We start from the raw sequence: 12,309 nt of genomic DNA on the forward strand, positions 1-12,309 counted from the left end.
TGTCACCCACGACGGGGCTTTTTCTTGGCCCAGGACAGGGAATAGAACAAAGCCGCCGACGCGCCGTCAGATCGCAGAAAATCGCAGGCAAAATCAGGTAAAGGGCAGCAGCAGTCCCACCCCGATCAGCAATGCCCCCGAGGTCAGGTTGAGCCGCCGCAGGGCCGCGGGCGAGGCAATCACCTGGCGCAGGGAATGCACCAGCGCCGCCATCACCAGGTTTCCCAAAAGCGGCACCGTAAAGGACAGGCAGATGATCACCACAACATCGACCCAGCCAAGCGCCCCGAGGTCAAAAAAACCGGGCAACAATCCCATATAGAACAGGATCGCTTTGGGATTGCTCATGATCACCGCAACGCCCGCCACAAATCCGGCCCAGGCGCCCGGTCGGGTCAAAGCCCGGTTCTCGGCAATCTTTCGCCCGGCCGCGCGGATCACCCGAACCCCCATGAGGACAAACATCAGGCAGGCGCCCCAACGCAGCACCAACATCACCTCGCTCAGACTGGAGGCCAGCCAGGACATGCCGCCAATCGCAACCAGCGGCCAGATCAGATCGCCCACAGCCACGCCCACAGCCAGGGGCCAGGCCGCCTGAAACCCACCAGAGACCGCCCGCGCCATCAGCGCCAGCCACACCGGCCCCGGCGTCAGAAACAGCACAAACAAAGCCGCCGCATAGAGCAGCAGATCCCAGACAGAGAGGCTCATTCGCTGACCACCTGCGATACCCCATCCAGGTCGCCAATCTCGAAAATCTGGGCGCGGCTTCCCAGTTCCGCAAAAAGCTCCGGCCCGGTGCCCGTCATCCAGGCCTGCGCCCCAAGAGCGCAGATTTCATCATATAATGCGGCGCGACGATCAGCATCCAGATGCGCCGCAACCTCATCCAGCAGCAAAATGGGTGGCGCCCCCTCGCTGGCGGCCAGGGCGCGCGCATTGGCCAAAATCAGCGAGACCAACAGTGCCTTTTGCTCTCCGGTGGAACATTCCTTGGCTGCGATGCCTTTGCGCGCATAGGTGCCAATAAGATCGCTTCGGTGTGGCCCAACCAGGGTTCTGCCAACCGCCATGTCCCGCATCCGCCCCTCGGCCAGAGCCTGAACCAGATCCGCTTCGCTTGTCGGCATCTCGCCTTCAGACTGCACCAGCTCCAGCTGCGCCGTGGGAAAGGCGGTCTCAGCCGTGTCCTGCGCCGCCTCCAGCCGTTGCACCGCAGCGCGCCGCGCGCTGTGAATCCGATGGCCAGCAGCGCCCATCTGGGCCTCCACCACCCGATACCAGGCGGCATCGCGGACCTGATCCTTCAACAGCCTGTTGCGCTCGCGCATGGCCTTTTCATAAATCAGCGTGGCCTCGGCATGGCTGGGATCAAAACTCAGCGCGATGCGGTCGAGAAACCGGCGACGCCCCTCTGCGGCCTCAACCCAAAGCCGATCCATCACCGGCACCAGCCAGACCACCCGGCAGATCTGCCCCAGGGCAATCTGGTTCGAGGCCTTATTGTCGATCCGCACCTGGCGTGCTGCGCCCTCGTCCGACCAGGTCTCGATCTCATAGGCCTGATCCGGTGCCTGCAAGACCGCTTTCAGCTTCCAGCCAAGCCCCTCGGGACGGCGCACCATATCCGCGGCACTGGCCCGCCGCAGACCCCGCCCCGGAGAAAACAGCGACACGGCCTCGAGGATATTGGTCTTGCCAGCACCGTTATTGCCATGAATGGCAACGGGGCGCCCATCCAAATGCAATTCCGCCCGCAAATGCGAGCGAAAGTGGGACAATGTCAAAGAGGTCAAAGCCAGCATGGGGACACTTCCGGTTTTATCTTTCCCCAAATATTCCCGTCCCGCTGCCCGGCAGGCGGCCTTGCCGCCGAGAGGGGGGCCGGGCCGAAAGGCCGATATATGCCAGTCCGGAGCAATCTGGGCCTGGCATATCCCAGGTCACCAGATCCTAAGGCGTCAAACCCGCATCGGCATCACGACATAGACAGCGCTTTCATCATTGCCTTCGCGCATCAAGGTCGGATCCCCAGAGGAGTTGAACATAAAGACGGCGTTCTCGCGATCAACCTGATTGGCGATCTCCAGCAGATATTTGGCATTAAAGCCAATCTCCAGCCGCTCATCCGCATAGGCCACCGCCAGTTCTTCCTCGGCGGCGCCGCTGTCCGGTGCATTGACCGACAGGATCAGGCGATCCTCTTCCAGCTGCAGCTTCACCGCGCGCGATCGCTCGGAAGAAACCGTAGCAACCCGGTCCACCGCGCGGGCAAACTCATCGGCGTCCACCTCAAGCCGACGGGTATTGCCGACCGGAATGACCCGGGTGTAATCTGGAAAAGTGCCATCAATGACCTTGGAGGTCAGGGTGATATTGGGTGTGGCAAAACGGACTTTGGTTTCTGAAACAGAGACCGCAATATCCATCTCGTCATCATCCAGAAGCTTGCGCATCTCACCGACGGTTTTGCGCGGCACAATCACCCCCGGCATGTCCTCGGCCCCCATTGGCAGCGGTGCGTCGATGCGGGCCAGACGGTGACCATCGGTGGCCACACAGCGCAGCACCTTCCCACCCTCAGTAGCATCCGAGACATGCATATAGACACCATTGAGATAATAACGGGTCTCTTCGGTTGAGATGGCAAATTTGGATTTATCAAAGAGTCGGCGCAGCATGGCCGCATTGGCGGTGAAGTTCGAGTGATACTCGGAACTCGCCATAACCGGGAAATCTTCGCGTGGCAGGGTGGCCAGCGAGAAGTTCGAGCGCCCGGCCTCTACCGTCAGACGACCGGTTGCCGCATCCGCCGTGAGCGTCACCAAGGCACCATCCGGCAGCTTGCGCACAATTTCATGCAGGGTTGTGGCAGCGACGGTGGTGGCGCCTGCGCGCTCGACCTGCGCCGGGGCCTTATCGACAACTTCGATATCAAGATCGGTGGCGCGGAACTGGGCCACGTCGCCTTCGGCCTCGATCAGAACATTGGCCAGGATCGGAATGGTATTGCGACGCTCCACCACTGACTGGGCCTGCGCAACCGCCTTCAGCAGTGTGCCGCGTTCGATGCTGATCTTCATGTCGCTTTCCTCTTCGTCGCGCCCGTCTAGCCAAAGCTGTTTCGCCGTACCTGCGGGCTTCCGCCCAGGCCCTGAACCAGGCCCTGAAATAGCAAGGGTCGGGACAAGCAAAGTAGCGGTTTGCCCCTCATGTACAAGGCTTTTATTGAGTTTTCTAAGGGAATCCCGGCAGCGTCAAGAGGTGAGATCCCACAACGGCCTGAAACCCACAGAATCGTTGCGATTGAACCCGATTGCGCGGCGAGACACGGCGCCAAATGCAGGGCAAGACACCGGACAAGACACTGGGCAACAGGCCTGACAGCAAGCCCAACAAAAACGGCCCCGGAAATCCGGGGCCGTCTGCGGATCATGCGATCAGGTCGACAGATCAGGATTCAAGCGCGCGGCGCAGCATTTCCACATCTTCGGCGATCTGACCGTCGGTCGACTTCAACTCCTCGATGCGGCGCACCCCATGCATGACGGTTGTATGGTCCCGCCCCCCAAAGCGACGGCCAATTTCTGGCAGGCTGCGGCTGGTGAGCTTTTTGCACAGATACATCGCCACCTGCCGTGGCCGCGCGTAAGAGCGCAGGCGTTTGGGGCCGATGATGTCCGACATCCGGATGTTGTAATACTCAGAGACCTTGCGCTGGATTTCCTCAACGGTGATCTTGCGCTCAGAGGCGCGCAAAACATCCGCCAGGCAATCCTGCGTCAGATCCATGTCGATCTCGCGCCCCACCAGCGAGGCAAAGGCAAACAGCCGGGTCAGCGCGCCTTCGAGAACGCGTACGTTGGTAGAGATCCGATGCGCCAGGAACTCCAGCACCCCATCGGCAATTTCCAGATCCGGGTAGGTCTTTTGTTGCAACTGCACCTTGGTCTGCAGAATGCCCAGACGCAATTCGTAATCTGTTGGATGCAGATCCACCACCAGGCCACATTGCAAACGCGATTTAACCCGGTCTTCCAGATCCTTGATCTCACCCGGAGCGCGATCAGCAGAGATAATGATCTGCTTGTTCTGATCCACCAGGGCGTTGAAGGTATGGAAGAATTCTTCCTGGGTTGAATCCTTGCCAGCGATGAATTGCACATCATCGACCATCAGCACATCAACCGAACGGAACAGGTGCTTAAAGTCCATCATCTTGCGTTCGCGCAGAGCCTGCACAAAACGGTACATGAACTGTTCAGCCGACAGATACAGCACGTTGAGATCAGGGTTTTGGGCGCGGATTTCCCAGGCGATTGCATGCATCAGGTGGGTTTTACCCAGACCCACACCGCCATATAGGACCAGCGGATTGAAGGTCACAGGGCCGCCTTCGGCAACCCGGCGCGCCGCAGCATGGGCCAACTCGTTTGGCTTACCAACGACAAAGTTGTCAAAGGTAAACCGCGGATCAAGCGGTGCTGCCTGCAGCGTATCCATCGGCGCAGCGGCAGCTGCTTTGGCAGACAAAGGTGCGCCGGTATTTGCCGGGCGCGTCGTCTCCCGCCCCCATTGGGCCTCGCCATTGTCCCGCCCAGAGCTTTCCTGCATCTCAGCAAAGGGCTCTGCGGGCTGTTCGACCTGGCGCACCGGTCGCGCAGGTGAATTGGCAGCAACCCGAAAGGCCAGGCGTTGAACCGATTCGCCAGAGATGCTGAACTCATGCAGAATGAGATCGGCAAAGTTCTGGCTAACATAGTTGCCCATAAAATTGGTTGGCACGTGAAACACCGCCACACCATCGTCAACTGAATTGAACTCCAACGGTTCGATCCAGGTCGTAAAGTTATTTTGGCCAACAGTCTTCAAAAGCCGAGTTCTGAGCTGTCCCCATTTTTCTTCCGTCATGTGCTGCGCCTCATGCATCCCCAAAAACAAGCAGCGGCCTGTTTATCTTTCGCCTATCATTCTTTCGCGCCCATTTCAGAGCTGCGCTTCACCCATAACTTCTGCGCATGCGGACAGGAGTATCCTGACCACATTCCCCTATGGGGCAACGGATTGTCCAACAAAAAGCCACGAATATGCGGTGGCCTTATCCTGAAACTAAAAACCGTTTCTGCACACAAATGAGACAAGGCTGCTGATTGAAAACCCAATACAGCAGGGCGCAGAATCATTGAGAAGCCAAAGTGGCCTCCCGTGAACTCTTACGCCGTAAAGCAACCTTGATGCCCGTCAAGATTACCGTGAGCAGCCTGTCCCCCCAGCGAGTGAATCGCTGTATATGTGGTAGCAATTTGCGGGGGGCAGCGGCAATGAAACTCTGTTGTTGACTCATGCTTTGGCCGTAAAGAATCTCTCGCAACTGCAGAAGGTATCCGTCAGATAAGGAGAAAATCAAAAGGCGCCGCAAAAATGCGACGCCTTCATTTTTTTCAAATTCTTACTTGCAGGAAATTCCCGGCAGGGAATCAACCCAGAGCTTTGACTCGTGCAGTCAGGCGGGACACTTTCCGCGAAGCCGTGTTCTTGTGGTAGACGCCTTTGGTCACGCCACGCATCAGCTCAGGAGCGGCCAGACGCAGAGCTGCGGCTGCATCTTCTTTGTTGCCAGATTCGATGGCTTCTTCAACTTTACGCAGGAAGGTGCGGATGCGCGAACGGCGAGCTTTGTTTACTGCAAAACGCTTTTCGTTCTGACGGGCGCGTTTTTTTGCTTGGGGGCTATTTGCCATGTCTCTGTGACCTTATCTTCGGGTTCGTGTTTATATGTCGGCGCAGGCCAGCCAAACCCGGATCGGATCTCGGAGTGATTCTAGCCAAGCGGGCTGCACGCGCATGTATGGCTGCGGTCTTTAATGGGATGGGCTGCAATATGCAAGCAGATTGCCACCTGGCCCAGGTGAGGCTCTTACGGCGACAGCCAAATCACCGTGAAACTGCCGGGGCCATTCCAAAAGAACCGCCCCGATCTTGGGGCAGACCCTGGACACAGGCCCCAACAGATTACTTATCGCGGAACTGGGCTTCGCGTTTTTCCAGGAAGGCGGCCATGCCCTCTTTCTGGTCTTCGGTTGCAAACATCGAGTGGAACACCCGGCGTTCAAACAACATGCCTTCGCTCAGCGGCAGCTCGTAGCTGCGATTGACCGTTTCCTTGACCGCCATCGCGGTGAGCAGGGATTTCTCGGCAATCTTTTGCGCCGCGCCCATGGCTTCTTCGATCAGTTTCTTGGCAGGCACCACCCGCGACACCAGACCGGCGCGCTCGGCTTCTTCTGCACCCATGAAGCGACCGGTGAGGTTCATGTCCATGGATTTGGATTTGCCGACAAACCGCGTCAGACGCTGGGTGCCGCCAATGCCGGCCACAACGCCAAGGTTGATCTCTGGCTGGCCGAACTTGGCCGTTTCCGCCGCAATGACAAAATCGCACAGCATCGCCAGCTCGCAGCCACCGCCCAGCGCATAGCCCGCAACGGCCGCGATGATTGGCTTGCGAATCGCCACGATGCGGTCATTCACCTGCGCAAACAGGTTGCTGGTATAGACATCGGTAAAGCTCATCTCCGACATCTCTTTGATGTCAGCACCAGCGGCAAATGCCTTTTCCGATCCGGTCAGCACGATGCAACGCACCTTGTCGCTGGCGTCGGCTTCTTCCAAAGCAGTGCAAAGCTCGCTCACGAGCGCTGCATTGAGTGCGTTCAACGCCTCGGGGCGATGCAGTCTGATTAGACAAACGTGGTCCTGCACATCGACGTTGATCGTCTCATAGGCCATGATTATTGCTTTCGTTGTTCCGTTCAGAACCGAGTCATTACCACGACAAACATCGCATTCAAGCTATCTTTGACACTTGCCACAGTAGAAAGAGGATCGCCCCGACTGGGTGATTCTGGCAATAGTGCCGCTACAGCCCTCCCGTTTGCAGGGCTCTCCTTCGCGGCCATAGACGTCAAAGCTGTGCTGAAAATATCCAAGCTCGCCATTGGCTTGGCGGAAATCTTTCAGCGAAGATCCCCCGGCTTTGATGGCCTCCTCCAGCACCTGCCGAATGATGGGGACCAGGCCTGCAACACGGGCTGCGGCGAGTTGCCCCGCCTTGCGTTTGGGCGAAATTTCAGCACGAAAAAGCGCCTCGCAGACGTAGATGTTACCCAGGCCCGCGATGATTCCCTGATCCAGCAGCGCCGATTTCACCGGGGAGTTCTTGCCTTTGAAGGCGGCAATCAGGTGGTCCTCATGAAAGTCATTGCCTAAGGGTTCCGGCCCCAACACCCGCAGCAGCTTGTGCTCGGCCAGCCCGGCTGTGTCGATCAGATCCATGGCGCCAAAGCGGCGCGGATCATTAAATGTCACCCGCGCGCCATTCTCCATGTCAAAAACCACATGGTCATGTTTGGCCGCCTGCGGGTGCTCATGCACAAACTGCCCCAAGGGATCACCCGAAACCGTCATCCGCCCCGACATGCCCAGATGCACCAGCAGCGTCTCACCCCGGTCCAGCTCCGCCAGGATGTATTTTGACCGCCGCCGCAGCGCCACAACCCGCGCGCCGGTCAGCCGCTCTGCCATGTGATCTGGAAAGGGCCAGCGCAGATCCGGCCGGTTCACATGGGCCTGTGCAATCACCGCCCCCTCCATCGAGGGCTGCAATCCCCGCATCACGGTTTCAACTTCGGGCAGTTCAGGCATTCTCATTCCTAATCAAGCAAGCATCCCAAGCATGGTCATGGGAGTAATACTGCGCAGCGACAAGAAGAATCAATTGCGTGCCTGTCATATGGGATTTCCGAACAACCGAGCGCTTGCCAAAACCTGCCTCGCCAAAAGGTACCTCGCATCCCTGCCCCGCTGCTGCACATTCGCCCAATTGTCTTCCCGGCCTTGGTCTCTATAAGAGGGGGCGGTATCGGCAGAGGCAAGTCCCCATGGCAGACAGATCAGACAGCACCACCCATTTTGGCTTTGAAACCGTCCCTGAGCACGAAAAAGCAGGCCGGGTGCAGGGCGTCTTCAATTCCGTGGCCTCCAAATATGACATCATGAATGACGTGATGAGCATGGGCATCCACCGGATCTGGAAAGACGCGATGATGGATTGGCTGGCGCCGCGCCCCGGCCAGCGCCTGCTGGATGTGGCCGGTGGTACGGGCGATATCTCCTTTCGCTTCCTGAAACGCGCCGGTCATGGCCATTCCACCGTGCTGGATCTGACCGCACCGATGCTGGAAGAGGGCCGCAAACGGGCCGAGGCCGAACAGATGGCCCAGAGCCTGGATTGGGTCACCGGCGACGCCATGGCCCTGCCCTTCAAGGACAATACATTCGACGTCTACACCATCTCCTTTGGCATCCGGAACGTCACCCGCCCGCAAGAAGCCCTGAACGAGGCCTACCGGGTGCTGAAACCCGGTGGTCGCCTGATGGTGCTGGAGTTCAGCCAACTGCCCAATGACGGCATGCAAAAACTCTATGACCTCTACAGTTTCAACGTCATCCCGCGCATGGGTAAGCTCATCGCCAATGATTACGACAGCTATCAGTATCTGGTGGAATCGATCCGCAACTTCCCGGATCAGGAGACATTTCTGGAGATGGTGAAAGCCGCAGGCTTTACCAATGCCAAATACCGCAACCTGTCGCTGGGAATCGCGGCGCTGCATTCCGGCTGGAAAATCTAGGCGATGCGCGGCCCTCACAATATCATCCGCCTGATCCGCACCGGCGCCACCATGGTGCGCACTGGCGCCATGGACGTGGTGCTGGACGCCTTTGAAGCGCCGGCACCGCTGCGCGCCCTGGCCTATACCCTGGGCTGGCCCTTTCAGTGGCTTGGCTACAAGGGCGATCCAAACATGCCCCCGGCAACACGCGCCCTGACAGCACTGGGTCCGGCCTATATCAAATTTGGCCAGGTGCTCTCGACCCGCCCGGATGTGGTCGGCGAAGAGATGGCACAGCAATTGCGGGTGCTGCAGGATCAGCTGCCTCCCTTCTCCCGCGCCGAAGCCATGGCCGAAGTCGAACGCGAACTTGGCCGCCCATTGGCAGAGGTATTTTCCGAATTCAGCGACCCAATTGCGGCTGCCTCCATTGCACAGGTGCATCGCGCCCGGCTGGCGGAAACCGGCGAAGACGTCGCTGTCAAAGTCCTGCGCCCCGGCATTGAACGCGCCTTCAACAAAGACGTCGACGCCTTCTACTTTGCCGCCCGCATCGTCGATCTCTTTGCCCCCGGCGCCCGCCGACTGCGCCCGATGGAAGTGATCGAACATTTTGACGGGGTGGTACAGGGCGAGCTGGATCTGCGGCTTGAAAGCTCCGCTGCCTCCGAATTTGCCGCCAACACCAGCGCGGACGAAGGCTTTCAGCTGCCCCGCATCCGCTGGGAGGCCTCAGCCCGCCGGGTGATGACGCTGGACTGGGCCGATGGGGTGGCTCTGGGCGACAATGCAGCCCTGGATGCAGCGGGCCATGATCGCCATGCGCTTGGGGAACGGGTGCTGTCGCTGTTCCTGCGCCACGCCCTGCGCGACGGTTATTTTCACGCCGATATGCATCAGGGAAACCTCAAGGTCGCCGCAAATGGCAATATCATTGCCTATGACTTTGGCATCATGGGCCATATTGATGAATACACCCGCCGGGTCTACGCCGAGATCCTCTTTGGCTTTATCCAACGCGATTACAAACGCGTCGCCGAGGTGCATTTCGAGGCCGGCTATGTGCCCGCAGATCGCGACGTCGATGAATTCGCCCGTGCCATTCGCGCCGTGGGCGAGCCAATCTTTGGCATGGATGCCAGCCGGATCTCCATGGGCAACCTGCTGAACTACCTGTTCGAGGTGACCGAACGCTTCGGCATGGAAACCCGTACCGAGCTGATCCTTCTGCAACGCACCATGGTGGTGGTCGAAGGCGTCGCCCGCTCGCTGGACCCCAGGATCAATATCTGGGAAGTGGCCCAGCCCGTGGTCGAGGATTACATCAAGAAAAGCATCGGCCCGCGTGCCATTGCCTCGGATCTGATGAAAACCGCCAAGGTCATCGCCCGCTTTGGCCCGCGCCTGCCCGCCCTGATGGAACAGGCGCTGATCGCGCAATCCCAGCAGCCCAGCGGCGATAAAAAGAACCGCGCCTGGCAAACCCCCGCCGCAGTTGGCGCGACCGCTGGAATTCTGCTCACCCTCCTCGTCAGCCAACTGCTGAGCTGAACAAGAACGGGCGCCGCAAGCACGGCGCCCCTCCTTTCATCTTACCCCAAATACCTTGGGGTGAATGGCCCAAAGGGCCAGAGGGGCAAAGCCCCCCGACCCCGTCTCGACGTCACAGACGTTCGATCGCCAGGGCAATGCCTTGACCGCCACCAATACACATGGTGATCAGCGCCTTGGATCCACCAATCCGTTCCAGCTCATAAAGCGCCTTCACGGTGATCAGCGCACCGGTGGCACCAACCGGGTGGCCCAGGGCAATTGCGCCGCCATTGGGGTTCACCTTTGCCGGATCCAGACCCAGCTCCTTGTTCACCGCCAGGGCCTGCGAGGCAAAGGCTTCATTGCTTTCGACCACATCAAAATCGCTGGCTTTGAGGCCGGTTTTGGCCAGCAGGTTCAGCACCGCAGGCACCGGACCAATACCCATCACCTCGGGACGCACACCCGCATGGGCATAGCCCAGAACCCGCGCCTTGGGCTTCAACCCCGCCTTCTCGGCGGCCTCCGCCCGCGCCAGCACCAGGGCGGCGGCGCCATCATTGATGCCGCTGGCATTGCCCGCGGTCACCCGGCCATCTTTCTTGAACACCGCCCGCAGACCAGCCAGTGCCTCCAGCGAGGTGCCCTTGGGGTGCTCGTCCACCTCAAAAGGCACCATGTCGCGCTTGACCTTGACCTCGACCGGCGTGATCTGGCTGTTGAAATGGCCCGCCGCGATTGCGGCCGCCGCGCGGGTCTGGCTGGCGAGGGCAAATTCATCCATCTGTTCGCGGGTGATCTGATGCTCATCCGCGACATTCTCTGCCGTTACCCCCATATGGCCGGTACCAAAGGGGCAGTTCAGCGCCCCCAGCATCATGTCGAGCGATTTTACATCGCCCATCTTGGCGCCCCAGCGCTGCTGCTGCATGATATAGGGGCTGCGCGACATGTTTTCCGCACCACCGGCCAGGGCAAACTCCGCATCCCCCAGCATCAGCGACTGAATGCCCGACACCAGCGCCTGCGCCCCCGAGCCACAGAGACGGTTCACATTCATCGCCGGGGTGCCATGGGGTACACCGGCCTGCATCGCCGCCACTCGCGACAGATACATATCCCGCGGTTCGGTGTTGATCACATGACCAAAAACCACATGGCCGATCTGTTCCGGGTCCACACCAGAGCGCTCCATCGCGGCCTTCGAGGCCACTGTCGCCAGATCAATAGGCGCGGTATTGGCAAGCGCGCCACCAAAGGTACCAATGGCGGTGCGGGCACCATCCAGAATGACGATATCAGTCATGATCTCTCTCCTCACGAGTCAGTTGCGCGCATTATGCAGTCGCAGCATCCTCCTGTCTGCCCCTGCACCGATTAGACGTCCCGTCATTGACAAATTGCCTCAGGACCCGCAGGACATCTGTTATGACGGAAAACCCAGACGATATCCTGACACTGCTGCCCGCCCGCCTGAAAGCAGCCCGCCGCGCCCAGGGGCTTTCCCTTGAGGCGGTGGCCAATCTCTCCGGCGTCAGCCGCTCGATGGTCAGCCAGATCGAACGCGGCGAAAGCAGCCCCACCATTGCGACGCTGTGGAACCTCACCCGTGCGCTGCAGGTGGATTTTGCCGGCCTGTTGGAATCCGGCGACCAGCAGGACCACATCGAGGTCTTGCGCGCCGTCGATGTGCCCAAGATCGAAAACATCGGCGAAGGCTGCCGCATCCGCATCCTGTCACCGCCGGAAGAGGCCGGCGGTCATGAGGTCTATGATATCCGCTTTGACAAGGGCGGCGCCCTGACCAGCCAGCCCCATACCCGCGGCGCGCATGAACAGCTGACGGTGCTGGAGGGCGAGATCGAGCTCACCTCGGGCAGTGCCAGGGATCACCTGCAGGCTGGCGACACCGCCCGCTATGCTGCCGACGTGAGCCATGCGATCACCGCACCAAACGGGGCTGCGCGGGTGTTTCTGATTGTGAAAGATGCCTGATTTCAAATCCTGACAGGACGTTTTTCTAAACGCCCCGTGATACATCGGCGGCCGGGTGATTTGAAACCCACCCGCCAGATCCCTTGCAATATAGCGCTGCAAC

Annotated in this window: 11 protein-coding genes; 3 read left to right on the top strand and 8 right to left on the bottom strand. The window is 59.5% G+C overall.

Features of this window, described 5'->3' with window-relative positions; all coding sequences use genetic code 11:
- Window positions 1–93: 93 nt before the first annotated feature.
- From ARCT_RS0121895 to mutM, 7 genes are all read right to left on the bottom strand, one after another.
- On the bottom strand, window positions 94–714 hold the full coding sequence (locus ARCT_RS0121895) for a LysE family translocator (protein WP_027241984.1): 621 nt from the start codon (window positions 712–714) through the stop codon (window positions 94–96).
- Window positions 711–1,808 carry a DNA replication/repair protein RecF gene (recF, locus tag ARCT_RS0121900; RefSeq protein WP_027241985.1) on the bottom strand — a complete coding sequence of 366 codons (1,098 nt, stop codon included), beginning with the start codon at window positions 1,806–1,808 and terminating at the stop codon, window positions 711–713. Before recF ends, ARCT_RS0121895 begins: the two co-directional genes overlap by 4 nt.
- 156 nt (window positions 1,809–1,964) lie before the next feature.
- The gene (gene dnaN, locus ARCT_RS0121905) at window positions 1,965–3,086 is read right to left on the bottom strand and encodes a DNA polymerase III subunit beta (RefSeq protein WP_027241986.1); all 1,122 of its coding nucleotides are present in this window, start codon (window positions 3,084–3,086) and stop codon (window positions 1,965–1,967) included.
- Between the two features lie 370 nt (window positions 3,087–3,456).
- The gene (gene dnaA, locus ARCT_RS0121910; RefSeq protein ID WP_027241987.1) at window positions 3,457–4,914 is read right to left on the bottom strand and encodes a chromosomal replication initiator protein DnaA; all 1,458 of its coding nucleotides are present in this window, start codon (window positions 4,912–4,914) and stop codon (window positions 3,457–3,459) included.
- A gap of 566 nt (window positions 4,915–5,480) precedes the next feature.
- On the bottom strand, window positions 5,481–5,744 hold the full coding sequence (gene rpsT / locus ARCT_RS0121915; RefSeq protein ID WP_009810156.1) for a 30S ribosomal protein S20: 264 nt from the start codon (window positions 5,742–5,744) through the stop codon (window positions 5,481–5,483).
- Window positions 5,745–6,015: 271 nt separating this feature from the next.
- Window positions 6,016–6,792 (bottom strand): enoyl-CoA hydratase, encoded by a 777-nt coding sequence (locus ARCT_RS0121920; protein ID WP_027241988.1) that lies wholly within the window; start codon window positions 6,790–6,792, stop codon window positions 6,016–6,018.
- 63 nt (window positions 6,793–6,855) lie between these two features.
- A complete protein-coding gene (mutM, locus tag ARCT_RS0121925) occupies window positions 6,856–7,707 on the bottom strand; it encodes a bifunctional DNA-formamidopyrimidine glycosylase/DNA-(apurinic or apyrimidinic site) lyase (protein ID WP_027241989.1) in 852 nt (283 codons plus the stop codon).
- Between the two features lie 236 nt (window positions 7,708–7,943).
- On the opposite strand from mutM, the gene ubiE reads away from it, so the two are divergent.
- On the top strand, window positions 7,944–8,696 hold the full coding sequence (gene ubiE, locus ARCT_RS0121930) for a bifunctional demethylmenaquinone methyltransferase/2-methoxy-6-polyprenyl-1,4-benzoquinol methylase UbiE (RefSeq protein ID WP_027241990.1): 753 nt from the start codon (window positions 7,944–7,946) through the stop codon (window positions 8,694–8,696).
- A 3-nt stretch (window positions 8,697–8,699) separates the two neighbouring features.
- Window positions 8,700–10,229: a 2-polyprenylphenol 6-hydroxylase gene (ubiB, locus tag ARCT_RS0121935; RefSeq protein WP_027241991.1), complete on the top strand. Its 1,530-nt coding sequence runs from the start codon at window positions 8,700–8,702 to the stop codon at window positions 10,227–10,229.
- 112 nt (window positions 10,230–10,341) lie between these two features.
- Here ubiB and ARCT_RS0121940 read toward each other — a convergent pair whose 3' ends face one another.
- Window positions 10,342–11,517, bottom strand: coding sequence for an acetyl-CoA C-acyltransferase family protein (locus ARCT_RS0121940; protein WP_027241992.1), 1,176 nt, complete (start codon window positions 11,515–11,517; stop codon window positions 10,342–10,344).
- Window positions 11,518–11,639: 122 nt separating this feature from the next.
- On the opposite strand from ARCT_RS0121940, the gene ARCT_RS0121945 reads away from it, so the two are divergent.
- Window positions 11,640–12,206: a helix-turn-helix domain-containing protein gene (locus tag ARCT_RS0121945; RefSeq protein ID WP_027241993.1), complete on the top strand. Its 567-nt coding sequence runs from the start codon at window positions 11,640–11,642 to the stop codon at window positions 12,204–12,206.
- Window positions 12,207–12,309: the final 103 nt, after the last annotated feature.

It is taken from the genome of Pseudophaeobacter arcticus DSM 23566 (genome assembly GCF_000473205.1).
GTDB classification, from domain to species: Bacteria; Pseudomonadota; Alphaproteobacteria; order Rhodobacterales; family Rhodobacteraceae; genus Pseudophaeobacter; species Pseudophaeobacter arcticus.